The organism is Streptomyces rhizoryzae (genome assembly GCF_023155275.1).
Classification (GTDB): domain Bacteria; phylum Actinomycetota; class Actinomycetes; order Streptomycetales; family Streptomycetaceae; genus Streptomyces; species Streptomyces rhizoryzae.
In genome coordinates this window covers 1-25,493 of record NZ_JALMUV010000040.1, presented here as the reverse complement: position 1 = coordinate 25,493, position 25,493 = coordinate 1, and the positions used below count along the sequence as shown (strand labels likewise).

The window sequence follows — 25,493 nt, the reverse complement described above, 5'->3', positions numbered from 1 at the left end:
GGGGGCCGCTCCGGCCGGTCCGCCCCTCGCCCCCGTGCACCGCGCGGGGGCGACGTACGCTTCAGGGGTGACCACGTCGAGGGCGAGCACCGAAGCGAAGACGAGCGCGGCGGCCGGGTGCGGGTTCCGGGAGATCCGGGGGCTCGTCACCGAGCTGAGCCGCCGCCTGGACGCCCACCAGCGCAGCCGGATCGCGGAGCTGGACCTGACGCCGACCCAGGCCAAGGCGCTGGAGGAGCTGGGCGAGCCGAAGACCGCGCGGGAGCTGGCCGCGGTGCTGTGCTGCGAGCCGCCGAACGTCACCTACGTCATCTCCAAGCTGGAGAAGCAGGGGATGGTGGTCCGCCGGCCGCACCCGGCCGACGGGCGGGCCAAGCAGCTGGTGCTCACCGACGCCGGCCGCGAGCTGCGGCTGGACCTGCTGCGGCGGATGGGGACGCGCTCGCCGCTGGACCACCTCGCGCACGACGAGCGCGCCGCGCTCCGCGACGCACTGCTCACGGCGCTGGGCCGGGCCGGGGACTGACCCCGCCCGCCGTCCCGCCACGAAGCCCCCGGGGCCCACCGCCCCGGGGGCTTCCGTATGACTTCAGTAAAGTTATAGCTGTAACCATTACTCGCGCCGATAGATACAGTTATAACTAAATGCATGATCACTGAGACGGCGCCGCGGCGCGCCACGGCAACCCCGCAGCCCCGCCCGGCCGCTCCCCGCGGCGGCGCCCAACTCCTCGTGCTGGCCCTCGGGTTCGTGATGGCGAGCCTGGACACCGGCATCATGAACGTCGCCGCGCACGACCTGCGGGCCCGGCTCGGCCTGACCATGTCCGGGCTGACCTGGGTCGTGGACGGCTACGTGCTGGCCTTCGCCGCCCTGCTGCTGCTCGCCGGTTCGCTCGCCAAGCGGTCCGGCGCCCGCCGGGTCTACCTCGCCGGCCTGGCCGTCTTCACCGCCGCGTCCCTGCTGGGCGCCGCCGCGCCGAACAGCGCCGCCCTGGTGGCGGCCCGCCTCGCCCAGGGCGCGGGCGCCGCCCTCTTCATGCCCAGCTCGCTGTCGCTGCTGATGCACGCCTTCCCCGAGCCGGCCCGCCGGGCCAAGGTGCTCGGCGTCTGGTCCGCGATCGTCTCCACCTCCGTCGCCTTCGCCCCCACCCTCGGCGGCCTGCTCGTCGGCACCCTCGGCTGGCGCAGCATCTTCCTGGTCAACCTCCCCGTCGGCCTCGCCGGACTGCTGCTCACCCGCCGGGTGGTCGCGGCCGTACCGGGCCGCGGCGGCCCGCTCGGCGGCACCGGCCACGTCCTGGGCGTGCTGGCCCTCGGCGCGCTGGCCTACGCCCTCATCGAGGGGCCGGCCGCCGGCTGGTCCGCGCCCGGCGTACTGGCCGCGGCCGCGCTGGCGGTGCTCGCCGCCGCCGCGTTCCTCGTCCGCGAACGCACCGCGCGCACCCCCGTCCTGCCGGCCGCGCTCTTCGCCGACCGCCGCTTCGCCGCCGCCAACGCCGTCGGCTTCCTGTTCAACCTCGCCTTCTACGGGGTGCTGTTCGTCCTCGGGCTCTACCTCCAGAGCGGGCGCGGGGCGGGTCCGGTGACCGCGGGCCTGGAGATGCTCCCGGCCGTCCTGGTCATCCCGTTCGGCAACGTCCTGTACACGAAGATCGCCCCGCGCACCGGCAACCGGGCCGCGCTCACCGCCTCCCTGGCGCTCTCCGCCGCCGGCTACCTCCTGCTCTTCGCGCTGCTGACGCCCCACCTGCCCTACGGCGTCCTCGCGGCGGTGCTGGCCGTCGCCCACCTCGGCAGCGGCATCAGCTCCCCGGCCCTGACCGGCGTCCTGATGGAGGCCGCCGGCCGCGAGCACGCCGACCTCGGCAGCGCCACCCTCAACGCCAACCGCCAGGTCGGCTCGCTCGTCGGCATCGCCGGGACGGGCGCGGTGCTCACCGCCGCCGGCAGCACCGGCCAGGGCACCGGGTACGCGTTCGGGCTCACCGCGGTGGCCCTGGCGGCCGCGGCGGCGGTGGCCTGGCGGGGCACCCGGACCGGCCGCTGACGGCGGACCGGGGCCGCCGGGCGGCGGACGGGCGGGGCCGGGACGGCCCGCGCGGCCCGCCGCCGCATACCCTTCCCGGGTGAGTGAGAACAGCAGGCACAAGTGGGCCGCGGGCGCGGCGACCGGCATCGGGTCGATGCCGGGCGGGGACGCGCGCGAAGCGGCGAAGACCGTGACGGGATCGCTGGAGGACTTCCCCCATCTGCCGGAGCTGCCGGCCCGGGGGCCCGGCGCCGACATGACCGGGCGCACCCTGGGCATGCTCGTCGACCTCTACGCCCATGTGGAGCCCAGCGGCTGGCGGATCAGCGACCGGCCCGGCCGCGACACCCGGCGGGCCCGCTCCTGGCTCGGCGAGGACCTCGACGCCCTGGAGGAGTTCACCCAGGGCTACGCGGGGCCGCTGAAGGTCTCCGCGGTCGGCCCCTGGACCCTCGCGGCCACCCTGGAACTCCGCAACGGCGAGGCCGCGCTCGGCGACGCCGGAGCCTGCCGCGACCTGGCGGCCTCCCTCGCCGAGGGGCTGCGCGCCCATCTCGCCGACGTGCGGCGGCGGGTGCCGGGCGCCGAGGTGGTGCTCCAGTTCGACGAGCCGGCGCTGACCTCGGTCCTCCAGGGCCGGGTGCCGACCGCCAGCGGCTACCGCACCCACCGGGCGGTGGACCGCGCCGTCGTCGAGGGCGCGCTGCGCGACCTGGTCGCCGCGGCGGACGGCGCCCCCGTCGTGGTCCACTCCTGCGCGCCCGCGGTGCCGTTCGGACTGCTGCGGCGGGCCGGCGCCGCCGGTGTCTCGTTCGACGCAGGACTGCTCACCGAGCGTGAGGACGAGGCGCTCGGCGAGGCGGTCGAGGGCGGGACCGCGCTGTTCGCGGGCGTGGTGCCGGGCGTGGACGGCCCGTTGTCAGACCCTGCCGGTAGCGTCATGGGTATCAGGTCGCTGTGGCGCAGGCTGGGGCTGGCCCCGGGGACTCTCGCCGAGTCCGTGGTGGTCACCCCCGCGTGCGGGCTGGCGGGCGCCTCGCCCGCCTACGCCCGCGCGGTGCTCGCCCACTGCGTCCGGGCGGCGAGGTCGCTCGCAGACAACCCTGAGTGACCGCACTCACGGACACGGGAGGACGAATACGGTGGCTGGCGAACAGCACGCGACGGCATCCGAGGTGCCCGCCGCGGCACGGGAGAAGCACGCGCAGCTCGCTGAGCAGATCGAGGAGCACCGCTTCCGGTATTACGTGAAGGACGCCCCGGTCATCAGCGACGCGGAGTTCGACCGGCTGCTGCGCTCGCTGGAGGCGCTGGAGGACGAGCACCCCGGCCTGCGCACCCCCGACTCCCCGACCCAGAAGGTCGCCGGGGCGTACGCCACGGAGTTCACCGAGGTCGCCCACCGCGAGCGGATGCTCTCGCTGGACAACGCCTTCGACGACGAGGAGCTGTCGGCCTGGGCCGAGCGGCTCGCCACGGAGCTGGGCGGCGACCCGAAGGCCGCCGGCTACCACTTCCTGTGCGAGCTGAAGGTGGACGGCCTCGCGGTCAACCTCACCTACGAGCACGGCCGGCTCACCCGCGCCGCCACCCGCGGCGACGGCCGCACCGGCGAGGACATCACCCCCAACGTCCGCACCATCGCCGAGATCCCGCACCGCCTCACCGGCGACCGGGTGCCCGACCTCGTCGAGGTCCGCGGGGAGGTGTACTTCCCCATGGAGAAGTTCCTGGAGCTCAACGAGCGCCTGGTGGCCGACGGCAAGCCCCCGTTCGCCAACCCCCGCAACGCCGCGGCCGGTTCGCTGCGCCAGAAGGACCCCAAGATCACCGCGAGTCGCCCGCTGCACATGGTCGTGCACGGCCTCGGCGCCCGCGACGGCCTGGAGATCGACCGCCTCTCGGAGGCGTACGGGCTCCTGGAGGAGTGGGGCCTGCCCACCGCGACGCACAACCGCGTCGTGGGCTCCCTCGCCGCCGTACGGGAGTTCATCGCCCACTACGGCGACCCCGAGACCCGCCGCACGGCCGTCGCGCACGAGATCGACGGCGTCGTCGTCAAGCTGGACGAGATCCGCCTCCAGGGCCGGCTGGGCGCCACCTCCCGGGCGCCCCGCTGGGCGATCGCCTGGAAGTACCCCCCGGAGGAGGTCAACACCAAGCTCCTCGACATCCGCGTCGGCGTCGGCCGCACCGGCCGCGTCACCCCGTACGCGGTCGTCGAGCCGGTCACCGTCGCCGGCTCCGAGGTCGAGTTCGCCACCCTGCACAACCAGGACGTGGTCAAGGCCAAGGGCGTGCTCATCGGGGACACCGTCGTGCTCCGCAAGGCGGGTGACGTCATCCCGGAGATCCTCGGCCCGGTCGTGGACCTGCGCGACGGCGGCGAGCGGGAGTTCGTGATGCCGGCCGAGTGCCCCGAGTGCGGTGCGGCGCTACAGCCCGCCAAGGAGGGCGACATCGACCTGCGGTGCCCCAACGCCCGGTCCTGCCCCGCCCAGATCCGCGAGCGGCTCTTCTACCTGGCCGGCCGCAAGTGCCTGGACATCGAGAACTTCGGCTACGTCGCCGCCACCGCGCTCAGCCGGCCGCTGGAGCCCGCCGAACCGCCGCTGAAGGACGAGGGCGGCCTCTTCGACCTCTCCGTCGAGCAGCTGCTGCCCATCAAGTCCTACGTCCTCGACCCGGACACCGGCCTGCCCAAGCGCGACCCGAAGACCGGCGAGGACAAGGTCGTCACCTTCTTCGCCAACCAGAAGGGCGAGCCGAAGAAGAACACCCTCGCCATGCTGGAGAACATCCAGGCCGCCAAGGAGCGCCCGCTGGCCCGGATCCTGACCGGCCTGTCGATCCGCCACGTGGGCCCGGTGGCGGCGCAGGCGCTGGCCCGGGAGTTCCGCTCCATCGACCGGATCCGGGAGGCCGGCGAGGAGGAGCTGGCGGCCGTGGACGGCGTCGGCGCCACCATCGCCGCCTCGCTCAAGCAGTGGTTCGCCGAGGACTGGCACCAGGAGATCATCGAGCGCTGGCGGGCCGCGGGCGTCCGGATGGAGGACCCGCAGACGGGTGACGAGGGCCCGCGCCCCCTGGAAGGCGTCACCGTCGTGGTAACGGGCACACTCCACTCACACACCAGAGATGGCGCGAAAGAAGCGTTGCAGGCTCTCGGAGCGAAGGTGACCGGATCCGTTTCCAAGAAGACCGGATTCGTAGTGGTGGGCGACAACCCCGGTTCGAAGTACGACAAGGCGATGCAGTTGAAGGTCCCCGTGCTGGACGATGACGGCTTCGCTGTGCTGCTGGAGCAGGGTCCGGAGGCGGCACGGGCGGTAGCGGTCACTCCGCCTGAGGAGGAGTGAGGTGTCACCCCATCGGCGCATACCAGATTGATCCGGGAGGCCGGGTCGCATTCGGGCAACCGCTGCGGATCGCTGCCCGTGGCGGCCTTCCGCGGCCTACTGTTGACGTGTGCGCCTGCCGTGGCGCGGGCACAGCCGGCTGTGAGAGGGATCGGAATGAAACCGACCGACAGTGCCGCTCCGGCGTCGCGGCTCCGCCGGCTTGTGGTGCCCGCGTTGCCCGCGGCCATCGTCATGACGGCGGGGGTCACCCTCGCCGCGGGTGTGCTGCACGCCCTCGGCGGCGCCGAACCACTCTTCCCCGCCGGGCCCGTCGGCTGGTCGCTGGCGGTCCTCACCGGCGTCCTCGTCGGCCATCTGGTCGCCCTGGGCCGGGACCGCTGGTGGGGCGGCACGGGCTCCGGCGCGGCCCTCGCGCTCGCCGTACTCCTCCTGTACGGCTGGGTGCCGGCCGTCCTGGTCAGCCTCTCCGTGGTGGCCCTGGTGGGCGCCGCCCGGCGGCAGCGCTGGCGACAGGCGCTGGTCCACGGGGCAGTTGACGTCCTGGGCATCGGCGCCGCCGCGCTCGGACTGGCCGCCTGCGGGGTGCACCCCGGCGTCCGCCGGCCCTGGGCGCCGGACGCCTGGGACCTCACCGTGGTGCCCGAGGTCCTGGTCATGGCCGGCGGCTACCTCCTCGTCAGCCGCGGCCTGCTGTGGCTCGGCAAGCTGCCGCTCGCCGGCGGCCTGCCCGCCATCGCCCGCCCGGCGGTGGTGCGGCAGGCGCTGGTCGGTATCGCGCTGCTCGGCATCTCCCCGCTGATCGCGGTCTGCGCGGTCAACGCCCCGCTGCTGCTGCCGCTGTTCGCGGTCCCGCTGATCGCCCTGGACTCCACGCTCTGGATAGCCCGGGCGCGCGCCGAGGAGCAGCTGCGCGACCCGCTCACCGGCCTGCCCAACCGCCTGTGGCTGCTGGAGCGCACCTGGACGGCCCTGGAGGAGGCCGAGCGGGCCGGCACCCGGGCCGCGCTGGTCCTCATCGACATGGACCGCTTCCGGTCCGTCAACGACACCCTCGGGCACCTCGCCGGCGACCGCCTGCTGCTCCAGATCGCCGACCGGCTGCGGCACGCACTGCCGCGCGGCGCCGAGGCGGCCCGGCTCGGGGGCGACGAGTTCGCCGTGCTGCTGCCGGCCACGGACTCGCTCACCAGCTCCCAGCGGGTGGCCCGCAATCTGGTCGCGGCCCTCGGTTCGCCCCTGGACCTCGACGGTCTGACCCTCGTGCTCGAAGCCAGCGCGGGGGTCGCGGTCTTCCCCGACCACGCCCTGGACGCCGAAGGGCTGCTGCGCCGGGCCGACGTGGCGATGTACCAGGCGAAGCGGGACCGCAGCGGCGTCGAGCTGTACGAGGCCAAACGGGACGGCAACACCCCCGACCGGCTCGGTCTGCTGGGCGATCTGCGGCGGGCCCTGGACGCCGGCGACGTCGAACTGCACTACCAGCCCAAGGTCGGCTTCGACGGCCATGTCGCCGGCCTGGAGGCGCTGGTCCGCTGGGTCCACCCGGACCGCGGCCGGGTGCCCCCCGACGAGTTCATCGCCATCGCCGAGTCCTCCGGGCTGATGCCGCGGCTGACCGAGTACGTCCTGGAGACCGCGCTCGCCCAGGTGGCGCGCTGGCGCGCGATGGGCCTGGAGGTCCCGGTCGCGGTGAACGTCTCCCCGCGCGATGTGCACTCCCCGGGTTTCGCCGGCGCGGTCGCCGCCCGGCTCGCCCGACATCGCGTCCCACCCGGCGCGCTCCAGCTGGAGATAACCGAGCACGTCCTCCTGGAGGACCCGCAGCGGGCCGCCGACACCCTCGCCGGGCTCACCGCGCACGGCGTGAAGATGTCCCTGGACGACTTCGGCACCGGCTACAGCTCCCTGGTCCACCTACGGCGCCTCCCGGTCAGCGAGCTGAAGATCGACCGCTCCTTCGTGGCCCGGCTGGCCGTGGACACCGAGGACGCCGAGATCGTCCGCTGCACCCTCGACCTCGCCCATTCGCTGGGCCTCCTGGTCGTCGCCGAGGGCGTCGAGGACGACGAGACCTGGGAGCGCCTGCGGGACCTGGGCTGCGACGCCGTCCAGGGCTGGCTGGTGGCCGCCGCGATGCCACCGGACGAGACCACGGCCTGGCTGCGGGCCCGCGGTGAGCACGGCTGGCGCCGTGCGTCGGAGACGACCGCCTTCACGGCGGAGAAGGCAGCTGAGCGCCCTTCGGGACAGGTCCTCAACTGACCCGGCCACCGGCCGTCCCAACTCCCCGCTCCGACACCACCGCGCAGACCGCAGAGACCGCAGAGACCGCACCGACGGATTCGTCCGCACCGGAACCGTCCGGCCCGGCACCGGCGGAACCCCGGCCGTCCGGACCGCGAGCAAACGATCCGGCAGAGCCCGGCCCGGCCCCGGAGGCCACCCTTCCGGAACGGTCCGGTGCAGCGCCCGCCGCGCCGCGCGCCCGCCCGGCCGCGGGACCGCCCGAGGGCGACCCCCCGACCGGGCCCGGCCCCGGCCCGGTCGCCGGGGGCGAGCCGCCGGCCGCACCCCGCCCCGAGGCCCCGGACGGCGTCTGACCCCGGTCCTGCCCTCGGCGGCTCGCCACCGCCACCCCCGCGCCGCCCGGCCGGACCGCCCGGCCGGACCGCCCGGCCGGACCGCCCGGCCGGGCCCCGCGCCCGGCCCCCGGCGGAGCCGTTTCGCGCCGCCCCGTGGCCGTTCGGGGAAAGCGTTTCGCGGGGGCGAAGGGGGACGCCATAGGATTGGGCCGGAATACTCCACCGGAGAAATCGCCCAGAAATCTCCTTCCGGAACACTCCGCCCAGAACACTCCGCCGAAAACACCAGAGGATCGCTGCATGCCTGGCATCACGCGCGAGGAGGTCGCCCACCTCGCCCGGCTGGCACGTCTGGAGCTGAAGGACGAAGAGCTCGACCACTTCGCCGGACAGCTCGACGACATCATCGGCGCGGTCGCCCGCGTCTCCGAGGTCGCCGGCCAAGACGTCCCGCCGACCTCCCACCCGCTGCCCCTGACCAATGTGATGCGGCCGGACGAGGTCCGTCCGTCGCTCACCCCCGAGCAGGCGCTCTCCGGCGCCCCGGCCCAGGAGCAGCAGCGTTTCAAGGTGCCGCAGATCCTGGGGGAGGAGTGACCGAGATGGCAGACCTGATCAAGCTCACCGCCGCCGAGATCGCGGCGCGCATCGCGTCCGGCGAGGTCACCGCCGTCGAGGTGACCGAGGCCCACCTGGCCCGCATCGAGGCCGTCGACGAGAAGGTGCACGCCTTCCTGCACGTGGACCGCGAGGGCGCGCTCGCCCAGGCCCGCGCCGTCGACGAGAAGCGCGCCCGCGGCGAGAAGCTCGGCCCGCTGGCCGGCGTCCCGGTGGCGCTGAAGGACATCTTCACCACCGAGGGCATGCCCACCACGGTCGGCTCGAAGATCCTGGAGGGCTGGCTCCCGCCCTACGACGCGACGCTCACCAAGAAGCTCAAGGCCGCCGACGTCGTCATCCTCGGCAAGACCAACATGGACGAGTTCGCCATGGGGTCCTCCACCGAGAACAGCGCCTACGGGCCGACCGGCAACCCCTGGGACCTCACCAGGATCCCCGGCGGTTCGGGCGGCGGCTCCAGCGCCGCGCTCGCCTCCTTCGAGGCCCCGCTCGCCATCGGCACGGACACCGGCGGTTCGATCCGCCAGCCCGCCGCCGTCACCGGCACGGTCGGCGTCAAGCCCACCTACGGCGGCGTCTCCCGCTACGGCATGGTCGCCTTCTCCTCGTCCCTCGACCAGGGCGGGCCCTGCGCCCGCACGGTGCTGGACGCGGCGCTGCTGCACGAGGCCATCGCCGGCCACGACCCGCTCGACTCCACCTCCATCGACGCCCCGGTCCCGCCGGTCGTCGAGGCGGCCCGCAACGGCTCGGTGGACGGGATGCGCGTCGGCGTCGTCAAGCAGTTCCGCGGCGAGGGCTACCAGGCCGGGGTGCTCCAGCGCTTCGACGAGTCGGTGGAGCTGCTCCAGCAGCTGGGCGCCGAGATCGTCGAGCTGGACTGCCCGTCCTTCGACCTGGCGCTGGCCGCGTACTACCTCATCGCGCCGTCCGAGTGCTCCTCCAACCTCGCCCGCTTCGACGCCATGCGCTACGGCCTGCGGGTCGGCGACGACGGCACGAAGTCCGCCGAGGACGTCACCGCGCTGACCCGCGAGGCCGGCTTCGGCCCCGAGGTCAAGCGCCGCATCATGCTCGGCACGTACGCGCTCAGCTCCGGCTACTACGACGCGTACTACGGCAGCGCGCAGAAGGTCCGCACGCTGATCACCCGGGACTTCGAGAAGGCGTTCGAGCAGGTCGACGTGATCATCTCGCCGACGACGCCGACCACCGCGTTCCCGATCGGCGAGCGCACCGACGACCCGATGGCGATGTACCTCGCCGACGTGTGCACCATCCCCGCCAACCTCGCGGGCAACGCCGCGATGTCGCTGCCCTGCGGGCTGGCTCCCGAGGACGGGCTGCCGGTGGGTCTCCAGATCATCGCGCCCGCCATGGCCGACGATCGGCTCTACCGGGTCGGTGCCGCGGTCGAGTCCGCGCTCACCGAGAAGTGGGGCCACCCGCTGCTGGACGAGGCGCCGGCCCTGTGAACGCCGTAGACCACGAGGACATGCCGAAGGAGACGCTGTGAGCGGCAAGCTGGCCAAGGCCAAGAACTTCAAGAAGTCCAAGCCCGGCACCTACCTGTCCATCGGCACCACGCTGTTCGGCGCGGTGAGCGTCATCAAGCAGGCGAAGCAGGCCAAGGGGGAGCACGACACGCTCCAGCTGGTCGACGCCGTCGTCTCCGCCGCCGCCATCGTCACCGGTGTCGCCCTGCTCGTCCGCGAACTGCGCCGTCTCAACGACGACGACGTCCTCGCGGGCTGACCGGCACCGGACTTGAGAGGTTAGTTTCACCGTGACTGTCACCGACCTGGTGCCGTACGAGGACGCGCTGGCCGCCTACGACCCCGTGATGGGTCTGGAGGTCCACGTCGAACTGGGCACCAAGACCAAGATGTTCTGCGGGTGTGCCACCACCCTGGGCGCCGAGCCCAACGCGCAGACCTGCCCCACCTGCCTGGGCCTGCCCGGCTCCCTCCCGGTCGTCAACGCGACCGGCGTGGAGTCGGCGATCAAGATCGGCCTGGCCCTGAACTGCACCATCGCCGACTGGTGCCGGTTCGCCCGGAAGAACTACTTCTATCCGGACATGCCGAAGAACTTCCAGACCTCCCAGTACGACGAGCCGATCGCCTTCGACGGCTACCTCGACGTGCAGCTGGAGGACGGCGAGGTCTTCCGCGTGCACATCGAGCGCGCGCACATGGAGGAGGACACCGGCAAGTCCACCCACATCGGCGGTGCCACCGGCCGGATCCACGGCGCCCGGCACTCGCTGCTGGACTACAACCGCGCCGGCATCCCGCTCATCGAGATCGTCACCAAGCCGATCGTGGGCGCCGGCGAGCGCGCGCCCGAGGTCGCCAAGGCGTACGTCGCCGAGCTGCGCGAACTGATCAAGGCGCTGGGCGTCTCCGAGGCCCGTATGGAGATGGGCCAGATGCGCTGCGACGTGAACCTCTCGCTGATGCCCAAGGGCACCGAGGAGTTCGGCACCCGCTCGGAGACCAAGAACGTCAACTCACTGCGTTCGGTGGAGCGGGCCGCCCGCTTCGAGATCCAGCGGCACGCCGCGGTGCTGTCCTCCGGCGGCAAGATCGTCCAGGAGACCCGGCACTTCCACGAGGACGACGGCTCCACCACCCCGGGCCGGATCAAGGAGGAGGCGGAGGACTACCGCTACTTCCCCGAGCCGGACCTGGTGCCGGTGGCCCCGTCCCGCGAGTGGGTCGAGGAGCTGCGGGCCGGTCTGCCGGAGCTGCCGCGGGTCCGCCGCAACCGCCTCCGCGAGGAGTGGGGCGTCTCCGAGCTGGACATGCAGGCGATCCTCAACGCCGGGGCGGTGGACCTGATCGTGGCCACCACCGACGCCGGTGCGGACGCCGCCTCGGCCCGCAAGTGGTGGATGGGCGAGCTGGCCCGCCGCGCCAACGAGGACGGCGTGGAGCTCGGCGCCCTGCCGATCACCCCGGAGCAGGTCGCCAGGGTCGCCGCGCTGGTCGCCGACGGCTCGCTCAACGACAAGCTGGCCCGCCAGGTCATCGAGGGCGTGCTGGCCGGCGAGGGCGACCCGGACACGGTCGTGGAGAAGCGCGGCCTGAAGGTCGTCTCCGACGAGGGCGCGCTCGGCACCGCGGTGGACGAGGCGATCGCCGCCAACGCCGCCATCGCCGACAAGATCCGCGGCGGCAAGGTCGCCGCGGCCGGTGCCCTGGTCGGTGCGGTCATGAAGGCCACCCGCGGGCAGGCCGACGCGGCCCGGGTCCGGGAATTGATCCTGGAGAAGCTGGGCGTCGAGGGCTGAGCCCCCGCCACCGGCGCGTGCAGCGGCCGTCCCTCTCCCCAGGGGCGGCCGCTGCGCCGTACCCGGGCCCGGGCGGGCGCCTGCCCAAGGGCCTGCCCAACCGCCCGGCCGGCGCCCGCCGTTCCGGCCTCCGGACGGCGTCCGGCGTTCCGCCCTCCGGGTGGATCCCGCGGTTTCCTGCCCCCGCGGTGGAATGCCGCGGCCCGGACCGTTGCTGTCACCGGTAAAGGATCATCGGAGCGGTGGCCGCCGGTCAGGGGCCCGCCGGAGCGGAGGAGTGGCGATGACGCAGCAGGACGGGGCCGCGCCGGGAGGCCGGGAGGTCGCCGGGCGGATCGGGCGGGTCGGGGTCTGGCACGGCGGGCTGGGCCGGGCGCCGGCCGCGGCGGTGCGGGAGTTCGCGGCCGGCATCGAGCGGCTGGGGTACGGGGCGCTGTGGTTCGGTGAGGCGCAGGGCACCAAGGAGGCGTTCGCGCACGCCGGGCTGCTGCTGGCCGCCACCGAGCGGCTGACGGTCGCCACCGGCATCGCCAACATCTGGGTCCGCGACGCCACCGCGATGAACGCCGGCGCGCACACCCTCGCCGAGGCGTACGGCGGCCGCTTCCTGCTGGGCCTGGGCGCCAGCCACGCCCCGCAGGTCGAGGGCCGCGGCCACACCTACGCCAAGCCGCTCGCCGCGATGCGCTCCTACCTGGCGGCGATGGACGAGGCCGCGTACGACGGCCCGGTGGCCGCGCCGCCGGCCCGGGTGCTGGCCGCGCTGGGCCCCAGGATGCTGGAGCTGGCCGCCGAGCGGGCGGCGGGCGCGCACCCGTACTTCGTCACGCCCGAGCACACCGCCCGGGCCCGCGCCGCGCTGGGCGCCACGCCGGTGCTCGCCCCCGAGCAGGCCGTCCTGCTGGAGACCGACCCGGCGACCGCCCGCGCCGCGATCCGCGCGCACCACCTCGGCTTCTACCTCGCCCTGCCCAACTACGTGAACAGCCTGCGGCGGCTGGGCTTCGATGACGAGGACTTCACCGGCGGCGGCAGTGACCGGCTGGTGGACGCGATCGTCGCCTGGGGCGATGTGGACGCGATCCGGCGCCGGGTGCGGGAGCACCACGACGCGGGCGCGGACCATGTGGCGCTCCAGCCGGTCGCGGCCGACCGCGGTCTGGGCTTCGACCAACTGCGGGAGCTGGCCCCGGCGTTGCTGGCGGACTGAGACGACGGGAAGCGCGTTGGCTCGGAGCCGCCGGGCCCGCCCGGCAGACGTCCGGGCTCGGCCGCCGGGCGACCGGGCCCGGCGCCGCCCGCCCGGTCAGAGGCCGAGGCGGGCCAGGGCGGCGTCCGGGTAGCGCTCCCCGGCGACCGCGCCGTCCGGGACGGCGGCCCGCAGCCGGTCCGCCTGCTCCGGGCCGAGCGCGAGGGCGGCCGCGGCCGCGTTCTCCTCCAGGTACGCCCGGCGCTTGGTGCCGGGGATCGGGACGATGTCCTCGCCCTGGGCCAGCAGCCAGGCGAGGACGGCCTGCGCCGGGGTGCAGCCGAGGGAGGCAGCGACGGCGCGCACGGCCCGGACCAGCGCGAGATTGCGGGCGAGGTTCTCGTCCGCGAAGCGCGGCCAGCGGCGCCGGGCGTCGTCGGGGGTGAGGTCCGCCCGGGAGGTCAGTGCACCGGTCAGCATGCCGCGCCCGAGAGGTGAGTAGGCCACGATGCCGATGCCCAGCTCCCGGCAGGTGGCCAGCATCTCGCCCTCCAGCACCTCGCGCGTGAAGAGGGAGTGCTCCAGCTGGACGGCGGCGATGGGGTGCACGGCGTGCGCCCGGCGCAGGGTCCGCGCGCTCACCTCGCTCAGGCCGAGGTGGCGTACGGACCCCTCGGCGACCAGTTCCGCCATGGCGCCGACGGTCTCCTCGATGGGGACGGCCGGATCGCGCCGGTGCAGGTAGTAGAGGTCGATCCGGTCCGTGCCGAGGCGGCGCAGCGAGGCGTGGCACGCCGTCCGCACCCAGGCGGCGGAGCCGTCGACCGCGTTCACCCGCCCCGTGGCCGCGTCGTGCCGCAGCCCGAACTTCGTCGCCAGGACCAGTCCGTCCCGGACGGAGCCCGGCCGGTTGCCCAGCCAGCGCCCGAGGAACTCCTCGTTGGCGCCCCGCCCGTACGCGTCCGCGGTGTCCAGCAGGGTGATGCCGAGCTCGCCCGCCCGGTCGAGGGCGCGGACCGACTCGGTGTCGTCCGGCACGCCGTACGAGGTGGACATCCCCATGCAGCCGAGGCCGAGCGCGGAGACGACCGGCCCGGCGGCCCCCAGCCGACGCCGCCTCACGGCCGCCCGACGACGTCCGCGAGGAACGCCCCCCAGGTCACGGCGGGCAGGGTCAGCACCGGCCCGTGGGGATCCTCGGAGTCCTGGATGTGAAGGGCGGCGGGAGAGGCGGCCCTCTCCAGGCAGTTGCCGCCTTCGCCGGCGCTGTGACGGGACGTGCGCCGGTCGTGGGCGACGTCGAGGCAGTTGCCGCCCTCGTCGCTGCTGTAGCCGGACCTGAACCAGGCCGGATCGCTCATGCCGCTCCCGCCAGTTGTTCGAGCAGGCTGCTGCTGTCCTTCGGTGTGCGTGTCTGCGCTCGCAGCATCCCATGTTTCTGTCGCAGCAGACCGACTTCACCCGGGTCGTCCACGAGGTAGCTGACGCGTTGGCCTTCGATGTCTGCGAGGTGGCCGTGATCAGCTGTTTCCGGCAACACGAGCGGCCCGGCCGACCCCGCATGTTCGGTTCGATGAGTCGCCATGCTCTGCACCCCGGCGAACGGCGGACGACATCGTGCTCCGTGTCGGCGAACCGGCCACCAACGCGCTGCTGCCCGGGGTCCCGCCGGGCCGCGACCACCGGCTGTGGTGCTGAGGGGCGGCGCCCATCCGGTGCGCCGCCGCCGGGGGGTGCGGTCCCGGGCGGCGCCGCGGAGTGTTCTCAAAGATGTCACTCCGAGACCTATCGCTTGTCACGGCCGTCCACTACCGTCCCCGTCGCACCGTCTCAATGGGCTGACCGCAGACCATTGGGACCCGTTGGTTGACGAAAGGGAGGTCGGGCGTGGCACCGGAGGTATCTCGCAGACGGGTACTGGGAGTTGGCGCCGCGGCGGCCGGCGCGGCGGTGGCCGGGTCGCTGCTGCCGCCCTCGCTCCAGCAGGCGCTGGCGCAGGACGCCGGCCGCCCCGCGCCGCCCGGCGGGGGCGGGCTCCGCGATATCCGGCACGTGGTGGTGCTGATGCAGGAGAACCGTTCCTTCGACCACTACTTCGGGATGCTGCGCGGCGTCCGCGGCTTCGGCGACCGCAACGCCGTCGAACTCCCCGGCGGCGGCACCGTCTTCGAGCAGCCGGGCCCGCTCGGCGTCCGCCACGTCCTGCCGTTCCCGGTGCGCGAGGCGGCCGCCGCCCAGAAGAAGGACCTCCAGTACATCGGCGACCTCGACCACAGCTGGGCGGGTGGCCACCGAGCCTGGAACGGCGGCTGGATGAACAACTGGGTCGCCGCCAAGACCTCCGCCACGATGGCGCACTACGACCGCCAGGACGTCCCGCTGCACTACGAACTCGCCGACACCTTCACCGTCTGCGACGCGTACCACTCCTCGATCCACTCCTCCACCAGCCCGAACCGCAACCACCTGGTCAGCGGCTGGACCGGCTTCGAGCCGGGCGGCGGCGGGCGGGCGGTGGGCAACGACGCCTACGAGGAGGACACCCACCCCGGCTATACCTGGACGACGTACGCCGAGCGCCTGGAGCAGGCCGGCCGCAGCTGGCGGGTCTACCAGGAGTGGGACAACTTCACCGACAACAACCTGGAGTTCTACGCGACCTTCAAGGCGGTCGCGCGCAAGGCGCTGGCCAAGGTGGCCGGGGTGCGGACCATGACCGCCTACTACGGGAAGCTGGCCGGTGCGTCCGATGCCGAGCGCACCCGGCTGGCCGGCCTCCTGGAGGAGGGGGTCGCGGCGCTGGGCCGGGCCGAGCGGAGCCTGTTCGAGCGGGCGCTGCGGCGCGGCGACCCGCACTCCACGGCCGCCGCGTTCGCCGCCGACGTGGCGAGCGGCACGCTGCCCGAGGTGTCCTACATCGTGCCGTCCGCGGCCGACTCCGAGCACCCGGGCTCGTCCTCGCCCATCGAGAGCGCCACCCTGGTCTACAAGATCCTCGACGCGCTCGGCAGCCACCCGGAGGTCTGGCGGCACACCGCGCTCTTCCTGACCTACGACGAGAACGACGGGTTCTTCGATCACGTGCCGCCGCCGGTGCCGCCGGCCGGGACGGAGGCGGAGTTCTGGGACGGCAAGCCGGTCGGGCTCGGCATACGGGTGCCGATGCTGGTCATCTCGCCCTGGACGGTGGGCGGGTACGCCTGCTCGCAGGTGTTCGACCACACCTCGATCACCCGCTTCCTGGAGCGCTGGACCGGGGTCCGGGAGCCCAACATCAGCGCCTGGCGGCGGACCGTCTGCGGCGACCTGACCGCCGCCTTCGACTTCTCCCGGCGCCGGAAGCAGCCGGCGGTGCACCGGCCCGGCCCGGTGCCGCCGTTCAGCGGCCGCTGGCGGCCGCAGCCGCCGGTCCACCAGGAGATGCCCCGGCAGGAGTACGGCCACCGCCCGGCCCGGCCGCTGCCCTACCAGCCCGACGCCGACGGCGGCTTCGACCCGCGGGCGGGGCTGTTCCGGCTGGCGGTCCGCAACACCGGGGCCGCCTCGGCGCACCTGGCGCTCTACCCGTACGCAAAGGAGTACGACGTCCCGCAGCACCGGGACGTGCACCGGGCGGCGGAGTGGGCGGTGCCGGTCAAGGGCGGCGGCTACCGCTTCACGGTGACCGGGCCCAACGGCTTCCGGCGCGAGTTCGCCGGCACCGCGGCGGGCGCCGCCGCGGCCGTCCGGATCGGCACCCGGATCGACGCGGCCCGGCGGGAGCTGCACCTCACCCTCGTCAACCCGGGCGCCACCGACCTGACCGTGACCCTGACACCGCTGGCCTACGCGGACACCGCGCCGCGCACGCTGACGGTCAAGGCCGGGGGCACCCGCACCGTCGCGCACGCCGCCGCGGGCGCGCACGGCTGGTACGACCTGGAGCTGACCGTCGCCGAGGACGGCTCCTTCCACCGCCGGCTGATGGGGCACGTGGAGGACGGGAGGGAGTCGGTCACCGGGTGACCCGGGGCGGCCCGGGGGCGCCTGGCGGGCGGGGCGCCCCGGGAGGTCGATGGGGTGGAAAGTCCGGTTAAGTGGCTTTTGGTGGGCCTAACCGCCCGATAAGCGGCCGCGGTTGCCTCTTCCGCTCTCTTTGTGGGGAAGTCCACAAACAGGACAAAGGATCTTTACGGGCTGACACGCTGCCCTCGGAAGCGGGTCCGCCGCACCGGTTCCGGCACCGGCGGCCCGCCGCCCGTCCCCCGCCCCGCCCTGTCCGTCCGCGTTCGGCACCACCCGCTCCCGGGAGTTATCGGCGCACAACCCGGGAAGCAGCCCGTGACCGCTCTGGCTCGCTGGTGCCTCAGGCGCCGCCTCGTGGTGCTCCTCCTCTGGCTCGCGGCCTTCGCCGGGACCACCGTCGCCGCGGGACTGGCCGGTTCGGCGTACTCCACCGACTACGCGGTCCCCGGCACCGAGTCCGGACAGGCCGGCGCCCTCCTGGCCAAGGCGTTCCCGGACCAGGCGGGCGACACCGACACCCTCGTGTGGCACACCGCGGCCGGTTCGGTGCGCGCCACCGCCGTCCGCGCCACCATGGAGCACACCCTCGGAAAGGTCGCCCGCCTCCCCGGCGTCGCGTCCGTCCAGAGCCCCTACGGGCCCGGCGGCGGGCAGCAGATCAGCCGCGACGGCCGCACCGCCTACGCCCGGCTCGCCTTCCGCAGCTCGCCCGACGACCTGCCCGCGGCCCAGGTCGGCGCGGTCGTGCGGACCGCCCGGGCGGCGGCCGGGAACGGACTCCAGGTCGAGCTGGGCGGCTCCGGGATCGCCCTGACCCAGGCCCCGCACGACCGCCTCCCGGAGATCATCGGGCTGTGCGCGGCGGCCGTGGTGCTCTTCCTCGCCTTCGGCTCGCTCGCCGCGACCCTGCTGCCGATCGTCACCGCCCTGGCCGCCGTCGGCACCGCCGCCGCCGGGATCACCCTGCTCGGCCACGTCATGACGCTCGCCGACTTCGCGCCGATGCTGGGCGTGCTCATCGGCCTCGGGGTGGGCATCGACTACGCGCTCTTCATCGTCACCCGGCACCGCAAGGGGTTGCGCGCCGGCCTGTCCGTCCAGGAGGCCGCCACCCGCGCGGTCGCGGTCTCCGGGCGCGCGGTGGTCTTCGCCGGGGTCACCGTCTGCATCGCGCTGCTGGGCATGCTCACCCTGCGGCTGGGCTTCCTCAACGGCGTCGCGCTGGCCGCCTCGCTGACCGTCGTCCTCACCGTCGCCGCGTCCGTCACCCTGCTGCCCGCCCTGCTCGGGCTCATCGGCACCCGGGCGCTGGGCCGCCGGGAGCGGCGCCGGCTGGCCGCCGACGGGCCCCGGCCCACCGCCGCGAACGGGCCGGCCGCCCGCTGGGCCGGCTTCGTCGAACGCCACCACCGGCTCCTCGGCGTCCTCGCGGCCGCCGTGATGCTCGCCCTCGCCCTGCCCGCCCTCGGCCTGCGCCTGGGCACCTCCGACCAGGGCAACGACCCGGCCACCGCCACCACCCGCAAGGCGTACGACCTGCTGGCGGACGGGTTCGGGCCCGGCTCCAACGGGCCGCTGACGCTGGTCGGTTCGCTCGACGGCGCCGGCGACCGGATCGCCTTCGACAAGCTGCCCGGCACGCTGCGCGCGACGCCCGGCGTCGCCCGGGTCAGCGGGCCGGAGTTCGACGGCGGCCGCACCACCGGCGTGATCACCGTCGTCCCGGACGGCGCACCGCAGTCCCGGCAGACCTCGGACCTGGTGACCCGGCTGCGCGCCCAGGTGCTGCCGGCCGCCGCGGACGGCACCACGCTGCGGGTCCGGGTCGGCGGGGTGACCGCCGGCTACGACGACTTCGCGGCCGTGATCGTCGGCAAACTCCCGCTCTTCCTGGGCGCCGTCATCGGCCTCGGCTCCGTCCTGCTGCTGCTCGCCTTCCGCAGCATCGGCATCCCGCTGAAGGCCGCGCTGATGAACCTCGCCGCGGTCGCCGCGTCCCTGGGGATCGTCGTGGCGGTCTTCCAGTGGGGGTGGGGGAGCGAGGCGCTGGGACTGGGCCGGGCCGGCCCCGTCGAACCGTTCCTGCCGGTGATCATGGTCTCGGTGCTCTTCGGCCTCTCCATGGACTACCAGGTCTTCCTGGTCAGCCGGATGTACGAGGAGTGGCGGCTGACCGGCGACAACCGGCGGGCGGTGCGGACCGGGCTCGCCGAGACCAGCCGGGTGATCAACTCGGCCGCGCTGATCATGATCGCGGTGTTCGGGGCCTTCGTGCTGAGCGGCGACCGGATCATCGCCATGTTCGGCATCGGCCTGGCCGCGGCCGTCGCCCTGGACGCGTTCGTCCTGCGCACGCTGCTGGTCCCGGCCCTGATGCACCTGCTGGGCGGCGCCAACTGGTGGCTGCCGGCCTGGCTGGACCGGCGGCTGCCCAAGCTGAGCATCGAACCGCCGCCGGAACCCGCCGCGCCCGCGCCGCACACCGGCGACCGGCCGCCGGCCGGGGTCCGGGGGCCGGCCGCGTAGGGCGCGCCCGGGGCTCTCATCGGACTCTCAGACGCGGCCCCTACGGTCGCGCCCATGGGAACGACGACCGACAAGCGAACCGATGACGCGACGACCGAGGAGACGACGACCGAGGGCGGGACCGTAGGGGGCGGGACCGCCGAAGTGACCTCCGGGACGGGGGACAGGGCCGCCGGGCGGGCCGCCGAGGAGCCGGCCGGGAAGTCCGCGGAGGCCGCCGGCACCACCGCCGCCCCCGGGAGCCCCGGCGACGCAACACCCGGCGGTGAAACCCCCGCCGACGCGACCGCACCCGCCGACGACACCGACCCGGCCGACGACACCGACCACCCCGCCGACGGCGCGGCGTCCCGGTCCGGTGCGGGGGCGGGCGCCGGGGCGGTCGTCGCCGCCGGGCTCGGCCTGGCCTCGCTCACCGGCACCTGGCTCGGCACCCTGCTGGCCGAGCGGCAGACCCTGCTGGGCCAGATCAAGCTCCAGACCGGCAGGGCGACCGACCAGATCGCCACCGTCTACGGCGCCCCCTGGCACACCACCGCCCTGGTCAACGGCGCCTTCGCGGTGCTCGCCCTGCTCGTCGCCGCGGTCGTGCTGACCGGCCGCCGCCCCACCTGGGTGCGCGCCGTCGCCTGGGGCGGCCTGGTGCTCGGCCTGCTCGGCCTGCTGGTGTCGGCGGGTATGTACCTCGACCTGTTCGCGAGCCTGCCCAGCCTCCCTAAGGCACCCGGCGGCGGCGCCTGAGGCCCCTGAGGGCGGCGGGGCCGGGAAAGCGGCCCGGTACGGGGCGGCCGGCCGCCCCGGGGCGGTGTTTCTGAGTCCCCGCGGCGGCCGGGGGCCGGTTTCTAAGCCCCCGGCCGTCCTCCACACCGCTTTCCACGGCCCGTAGGCGTCCCCGAGATCAGGCACTCTCCCGATGCGGCGGACCCTCCTCGGCGACGAGAGTGGAGGCCATCGGCGCCCGGCGAACCGGCCGGACGCCCCTCCGCCCCGACCCGAGGAGACCCCGTGTACGCCTCCGAACTCGAAATCCGCGTCCGCTACGAGGAACTGCGCCGCGAGGCCGACCGCCGCCGCCTGGTGCGCGAGGCCACCGAAGGCGCCCGGGACGCCGCCGGTTCCGGACGCCACGATGCCGAAGGGCGGGTGAGGGGCGGCCGGGTACGGCGCGGGTGGATCCGGCGCGCCACCGCCTGACCGCCCCTCAGGACGCGGCGGACGGCCCGGCGGTGCGGCCCGGGGGACCTCCGGGTGTGCCGGAAACCACTGCCGGACTGTCGGACCCCTGTGCGATGCTCGGCACCGTGGAGAGCAGACCCATCAGTCCCGTTTTCGTCGGCCGCGCGGCCGAACTCGCCGAGCTGGGCGACGCGCTGGCGCGGGCCTCGGCGTCCGGCGAGCCCCAGGCGCTGCTGATCGGCGGCGAGGCCGGGGTCGGCAAGACCCGCCTGATCGAGGAGTTCGGCGAGACCGCCCGCGCCCAGGGCGCGCTGGTCGCCCTCGGCGGCTGCATCGAGATCGGCTCCGAGGGCCTGCCGTTCGCCCCGTTCTCCTCCATCCTGCACACCCTCAACGCCCGCCTGCGCGAGGAGCTGGCCGCCGCCGTCGCCGGCCAGGAGGGCGAACTGGCCCGGATCCTCCCGGAGCTGGGGGAGACCGCCGGCGAGGCCCAGGGCGCGGAGATCGGCCGGGCCCGGCTCTTCGAGCTGACCGCCCGCCTCCTGGAGCGGCTCGCCGCCCACCGCACCCTCGTCATCGTCATCGAGGACCTCCACTGGGCCGACCGCTCCACCCGCGAGCTGCTCGCCTACCTCCTGCGCGCCCTGCACGACGCCGCCATCCTGCTGGTCGCCACCTACCGCTCCGACGACATCCACCGCCGCCACCCGCTGCGCCCGTTCCTCGCCGAGATCGACCGGATGCGCACCGTCCGCCGCGTCGAGCTGGACCGCTTCAACCGCGACGAGGTCCGCTCCCAGATCGCCGGCATCCAGGGCAGCGAGCCCGGCGAGGACACCGTCGACCGCGTCTTCAAGCGCTCCGAGGGCAACGCCTTCTTCGTCGAGGAGCTGGCCCGCGGGATGGCCGACGGCTGCGCCTACGGCCTCAGCGACCCGCTGCGCGACCTGCTGCTGGTGCGCGTCGAGGCGCTGCCCGAGGACGCCCAGCGGGTGGTGCGGATCGCCGCCGAGGGCGGCTCCACCGTCGAGTACGAACTCCTCGCCGCGGTCTGCGAGATGCCCGAGGACGACCTCATCGAGGCGCTCCGCGCCGCCGTCGGCAGCAACACCCTCCTGCCCACCCAGGACGGCACCGGCTACCGCTTCCGGCACGCCCTGGTCCGCGAGGCCGTCGTCGACGACCTGCTGCCCGGTGAGCGCACCCGCCTCAACCGCCGCTACGCCCAGGCCCTGGAGGCCGACCGCTCCCTGGTCCGCTCCGAGGTCTGCGCCACCCGGCTGGCCAGCTACTGGTACAAGGCCCACGACGCCGCCAAGGCGCTGCCCGCCGTCCTCGCCGCCTCCGTCCAGGCCCGCCGCCGGCACGCCTACGCCGAGCAGCTCCGGCTGCTGGACCGCGCCCTGGAGCTGTGGGACGACGCGCCGCCCGAGGTCCGCCAGGCCGTCCGCCCGGTCGACTACGCCGAGGCGTACCCGCCCTGCGGCGGCGGCCGCGGCGACGCGCTGCGCTTCATCGACCTGCTCGCCGAGATCGCGGTCGCCGCCCGGCTCTCCGGCGACAGCGAGCGGGCCTTCACCATCACCAAGCGCGCCCTGCGCTCCCTGCGCGAGGAGGGGGACCCGCTGCGCACCGCGTGGTTCCTGGTGCAGCGCTCCCGGCTGTGCCAGGGCACCGGCCGCGGCAACGGCTGGGAGGACCTGGGCACGGCCCAGGAGCTGATGCGCGGCCTGCCGCCGTCGTCCGTGCACGCCACCGTCACCGCCGCGGTCGCCAACTGGCAGATGCTGCACGAACCGGGCCCCGGCGCCTTCGCCACCGCCGAACGGGCGGTGGAACTGGCCCGGTTGGTGGGCGACGAGCAGGCGGAGCTCAATTCCCGGGTGACGCTGGCGGGCCTGCGGGTGGACGCCGGCGAGGTCGAGGAGGGGCTCGCGGAGTTCCGTACCGTCCTGGACCGCGCGGCGGCCCGCGGCTACTTCGCCGTCATCGGCCGCGGCCACATCAACTTCCCCGGCACCCTCGAAGGCGTCGGCCGCTCCCGCGAGGCGGTGGCGGTCACCGAGCAGGGCGTGGAGCTGACCACCCGCTACGGCCTGAAGGACACCACCAGCTGGGTGCTGAGCAACCGCGCCGAATCACTCCAGTCCCTGGGCCGCTGGGCGGAGGCCGGCCGGGCCGCCGCCGACGCCCGCCGGCTGGCCCAGAACCCCCGCGCCATCGCGCTGGCCGCCAGCCGCCTCACCGCCCTCGCCCTGGACGCCGGCGACCTCGCCGCCGCCGAGCGCGAACTGGCCGTCGCCCAGGAGCACTACGGCACCCACGACCCGCAGCCGCAGCACGCCCTGCCCATGGCCCGGCACGCCCTGCGGCTGGCCGCCCGCCAGGGCCGGGTGCTGGACGCCCGCGCCATCCTCGACCAGGCCGTCCCGCCCGCCGGCTTCGCACCCGGCCTGCACCGCTACGCCTGGCCGCTGCTGTGGGCGGCCACCACCGTCGAGGCCGACGCCCGCGGCCTGCCCGCCGCCGAGCCCGGCCGGCCGGCGATCCTCGCCCGCATCCGGGAGGCCGCCAAGCGGCTGTCCCGGCTCTCCCCGGTATGGGACGCCTACGGCACCGCCGTCGAGGCCGAACTCCGCCGCGCCGAGGGTCGGGAGTCACCGGACGCCTGGGCCGCGGCGGTCGCCGCCTTCGAGCCGCTGGAGCGGCCGCACGAACTGGCCTGGTGCTGCTGCCGCTGGGCGGAGTCGCTGCTGCACGGCACCGAGCGGGCCACCGCCGGGCTGGCCGGCCGCACCCCGCGGGAGGCCGCCGTCCTGCTGCTCGGCCAGGCGCACACGGCCGCGACCGGGATGGGTGCCGGGCCGCTGACCGGCGAGCTCGAACTCCTAGCCCAGCGCGCCCGGATACCCCTCCCCGGCGCCGCCGGGCCCGGCCCGGCCCGCACCGCGGCCGCCGCCCCGCCGCCCGCCGCCCCGGCCGAGTCGCTGGGCCTGACGCCCCGGGAACGGGACGTGCTGCGCCTGGTGGCCGACGGCCGCAGCAACCGCCAGATCGCCGACGCCCTCTTCATCTCCCCGAAGACCGCCAGCGTCCACGTCTCCAACATCCTCGCCAAGCTGGGCGTCTCCGGGCGCGGCGAGGCCGGCGCGGTGGCCCACCGCCTGCGCCTCTTCGCCGAACCGGCCACGCGCCCCTGAAGCGGCCCGTCAGCCGCCCGTGCCGGGCTCCTCCGGTGCGGGCCGCTGCGGCCGGGCCCGGACGACCACGACGCCGGAGGCGAGGTCTATCGGCCCCTCGCCCCGGCCGCCCCGGCCCACCTCGTCCAGCACGAGCGACATCCGCTGCCGCTCCTCCTCGGTGTGCTTGCGGCCGGGCGCGAACAGTTCTTCCACGACGTTGAACACGGTGCCCCCTTCGGTGCGATCCGGTGGATCCACCCGTCCCCCGCACCGAGTGTAAGCAGACCGCCAGGAAAGGGGATCAGCTGATCTCCAGGCGGAGAATCCGGTCATCTCCCTCGTGCGGGGTGCCGCGGCCGTCGGTGTTGCTGGTGACCAGCCACAACGCCCCGTCCCCGGCCGGTACGACGGTCCGCAGCCGCCCGTAGCGGCCCTGGAGGAACGCCTGCGGTGCGGCCGCCGGCCGCGTCCCGTCCAGCGGGATCCGCCACAGCCGCTCGCCGCGCAGCGAGGCCATCCACAACGAGCCGCCGGCGTACGCCAGTCCGCTCGGCGAGGCGTCCGCGGGCTTCCACACCAGGACCGGGTCGGCGTACCCCGGCGGCACCGGGGCGCCGCCCCGCCGCTTCCCCTCGACCTGCGGCCAGCCGTAGTTCCGCCCCGGCTCGACGAGATTGAGCTCGTCCCAGGTGTCCTGCCCGAGCTCCGACGCCCACAGCCGCTTGCCGGAATCCCAGGCGAGCCCCTCGACGTTGCGGTGCCCGTAGTCGTACACCACCGAGTCCGGCTCCGGATTGCCGTGCGCCGGCTCGCCGTCCGGGGTCATCCGCAGGATCTTGCCGGCCGGCGACGCCTTGTCCTGGGCGAGCGCCTTGTCGCCGGTCTCCCCGGTGGTGGCGTAGAGCATCCTGTCCGGCCCGAACGCCAGCCGCCCACCGTTGTGGAACCGCCCCTTGGGGATCCCCTTGAAGATCGTGTCGGGCGCGCCCAGCTGGTTGCCGGGGTCGCGCCGCTCGTCGTAGATCAGCCGCGCGATGCGGTTGTCGGACGCGGTGGTGAAGTACGCGTACACCTGGTGGTCGGCGGCGAACGACGAGGAGACCGCGAGCCCCAGCAGCCCGCCCTCGCCCCCGGCGGCCACCCCCGGCACCGATCCCGCCTGCGTGACCTTGCCCCCGTGCGCGGCGACCCGCACGATCCGCCCGGTGTCCCGCTCCCCGACCAGCAGGTCCCCACCCGGCAGCACCGCCACACCCCACGGCGTCCGCAACCCCGTGGCCAGCGTCCCGGTGACCCGTACGGTCCCCTTGGCGGGCGGCACCGCGACCGACGCGGCCGGGCCGGGCGACCGCCCCCCGGCCCCCCGACCCGGCCCCCCGGCCCCCGCATCCCCCGCCGCCACCCCGCCCCCCGACGAGCACCCCGCCACCACGACCACCGACGCGACGGCCAACACAGCACCCCGGAAACGCCGTTGCACAGCCCCAGTCCTCTCCTAGACGAGCCCCCAAGCACACCACACC

General features: G+C 74.7%; 20 protein-coding genes. 15 read left to right on the top strand and 5 right to left on the bottom strand.

Annotated features, from left to right (window positions below):
• Positions 1-67 precede the first annotated feature (67 nt).
• The 10 genes from MUU72_RS26710 (at position 68) to MUU72_RS26665 (ending at position 13,102) form a co-directional block, all read left to right on the top strand.
• The gene (locus tag MUU72_RS26710) at positions 68-526 is read left to right on the top strand and encodes a MarR family winged helix-turn-helix transcriptional regulator (protein ID WP_248015966.1); all 459 of its coding nucleotides are present in this window, start codon (positions 68-70) and stop codon (positions 524-526) included.
• A 123-nt stretch (positions 527-649) separates the two neighbouring features.
• On the top strand, positions 650-2,050 hold the full coding sequence (locus tag MUU72_RS26705; protein ID WP_248015965.1) for an MFS transporter: 1,401 nt from the start codon (positions 650-652) through the stop codon (positions 2,048-2,050).
• 79 nt (positions 2,051-2,129) lie between these two features.
• On the top strand, positions 2,130-3,143 hold the full coding sequence (locus MUU72_RS26700; RefSeq protein WP_248015964.1) for a methionine synthase: 1,014 nt from the start codon (positions 2,130-2,132) through the stop codon (positions 3,141-3,143).
• A 31-nt stretch (positions 3,144-3,174) separates the two neighbouring features.
• Positions 3,175-5,391, top strand: a complete 2,217-nt coding sequence (ligA, locus tag MUU72_RS26695) for an NAD-dependent DNA ligase LigA (RefSeq protein ID WP_248015963.1) — start codon at positions 3,175-3,177, stop codon at positions 5,389-5,391.
• A gap of 156 nt (positions 5,392-5,547) precedes the next feature.
• On the top strand, positions 5,548-7,656 hold the full coding sequence (locus MUU72_RS26690; RefSeq protein WP_248015962.1) for a putative bifunctional diguanylate cyclase/phosphodiesterase: 2,109 nt from the start codon (positions 5,548-5,550) through the stop codon (positions 7,654-7,656).
• Between the two features lie 620 nt (positions 7,657-8,276).
• Positions 8,277-8,573 (top strand): Asp-tRNA(Asn)/Glu-tRNA(Gln) amidotransferase subunit GatC, encoded by a 297-nt coding sequence (gene gatC / locus MUU72_RS26685; RefSeq protein ID WP_016573597.1) that lies wholly within the window; start codon positions 8,277-8,279, stop codon positions 8,571-8,573.
• A 5-nt stretch (positions 8,574-8,578) separates the two neighbouring features.
• Positions 8,579-10,072 (top strand): Asp-tRNA(Asn)/Glu-tRNA(Gln) amidotransferase subunit GatA, encoded by a 1,494-nt coding sequence (gene gatA, locus MUU72_RS26680; RefSeq protein ID WP_282504689.1) that lies wholly within the window; start codon positions 8,579-8,581, stop codon positions 10,070-10,072.
• Positions 10,073-10,109: 37 nt separating this feature from the next.
• Positions 10,110-10,352 (top strand): hypothetical protein, encoded by a 243-nt coding sequence (locus tag MUU72_RS26675; RefSeq protein WP_066982835.1) that lies wholly within the window; start codon positions 10,110-10,112, stop codon positions 10,350-10,352.
• Positions 10,353-10,383: 31 nt separating this feature from the next.
• Positions 10,384-11,892 (top strand): Asp-tRNA(Asn)/Glu-tRNA(Gln) amidotransferase subunit GatB, encoded by a 1,509-nt coding sequence (gene gatB / locus MUU72_RS26670; protein ID WP_248015960.1) that lies wholly within the window; start codon positions 10,384-10,386, stop codon positions 11,890-11,892.
• Positions 11,893-12,175: 283 nt separating this feature from the next.
• The gene (locus tag MUU72_RS26665; protein WP_248015959.1) at positions 12,176-13,102 is read left to right on the top strand and encodes an LLM class F420-dependent oxidoreductase; all 927 of its coding nucleotides are present in this window, start codon (positions 12,176-12,178) and stop codon (positions 13,100-13,102) included.
• Positions 13,103-13,198: 96 nt separating this feature from the next.
• Here MUU72_RS26665 and MUU72_RS26660 read toward each other — a convergent pair whose 3' ends face one another.
• From MUU72_RS26660 to MUU72_RS26650, 3 genes are read right to left on the bottom strand one after another with little or no spacing between them, the layout of a single operon-like run.
• Positions 13,199-14,203, bottom strand: coding sequence for an aldo/keto reductase (locus tag MUU72_RS26660; protein WP_248015958.1), 1,005 nt, complete (start codon positions 14,201-14,203; stop codon positions 13,199-13,201).
• On the bottom strand, positions 14,200-14,442 hold the full coding sequence (locus MUU72_RS26655) for a DUF397 domain-containing protein (protein ID WP_248015957.1): 243 nt from the start codon (positions 14,440-14,442) through the stop codon (positions 14,200-14,202). Before MUU72_RS26655 ends, MUU72_RS26660 begins: the two co-directional genes overlap by 4 nt.
• Positions 14,439-14,666 (bottom strand): hypothetical protein, encoded by a 228-nt coding sequence (locus MUU72_RS26650; RefSeq protein ID WP_248015956.1) that lies wholly within the window; start codon positions 14,664-14,666, stop codon positions 14,439-14,441. Before MUU72_RS26650 ends, MUU72_RS26655 begins: the two co-directional genes overlap by 4 nt.
• Positions 14,667-14,968: 302 nt before the next feature.
• Between MUU72_RS26650 and MUU72_RS26645 the strand changes: the two genes are divergently transcribed.
• From MUU72_RS26645 to MUU72_RS26625, 5 genes are all read left to right on the top strand, one after another.
• Complete coding sequence (locus MUU72_RS26645; protein WP_248015955.1) at positions 14,969-17,086, top strand: phosphocholine-specific phospholipase C; 2,118 nt, start codon at positions 14,969-14,971, stop codon at positions 17,084-17,086.
• 315 nt (positions 17,087-17,401) lie between these two features.
• A complete protein-coding gene (locus MUU72_RS26640) occupies positions 17,402-19,612 on the top strand; it encodes an MMPL family transporter (protein ID WP_248015954.1) in 2,211 nt (736 codons plus the stop codon).
• Positions 19,613-19,666: 54 nt separating this feature from the next.
• The gene (locus tag MUU72_RS26635; RefSeq protein WP_248015953.1) at positions 19,667-20,353 is read left to right on the top strand and encodes a hypothetical protein; all 687 of its coding nucleotides are present in this window, start codon (positions 19,667-19,669) and stop codon (positions 20,351-20,353) included.
• A gap of 264 nt (positions 20,354-20,617) precedes the next feature.
• Positions 20,618-20,806 (top strand): hypothetical protein, encoded by a 189-nt coding sequence (locus MUU72_RS26630; protein WP_248015952.1) that lies wholly within the window; start codon positions 20,618-20,620, stop codon positions 20,804-20,806.
• Positions 20,807-20,901: 95 nt separating this feature from the next.
• Positions 20,902-23,988: a helix-turn-helix transcriptional regulator gene (locus MUU72_RS26625; protein WP_248016015.1), complete on the top strand. Its 3,087-nt coding sequence runs from the start codon at positions 20,902-20,904 to the stop codon at positions 23,986-23,988.
• Positions 23,989-23,997: 9 nt separating this feature from the next.
• Here the strand turns inward: MUU72_RS26625 and MUU72_RS26620 are convergent, their stop codons facing one another.
• Both MUU72_RS26620 and MUU72_RS26615 read right to left on the bottom strand, forming a co-directional pair.
• Positions 23,998-24,195, bottom strand: coding sequence for a DUF6191 domain-containing protein (locus tag MUU72_RS26620; protein WP_248015951.1), 198 nt, complete (start codon positions 24,193-24,195; stop codon positions 23,998-24,000).
• A gap of 76 nt (positions 24,196-24,271) precedes the next feature.
• The gene (locus tag MUU72_RS26615; RefSeq protein WP_248015950.1) at positions 24,272-25,450 is read right to left on the bottom strand and encodes a PQQ-dependent sugar dehydrogenase; all 1,179 of its coding nucleotides are present in this window, start codon (positions 25,448-25,450) and stop codon (positions 24,272-24,274) included.
• Positions 25,451-25,493: the final 43 nt, after the last annotated feature.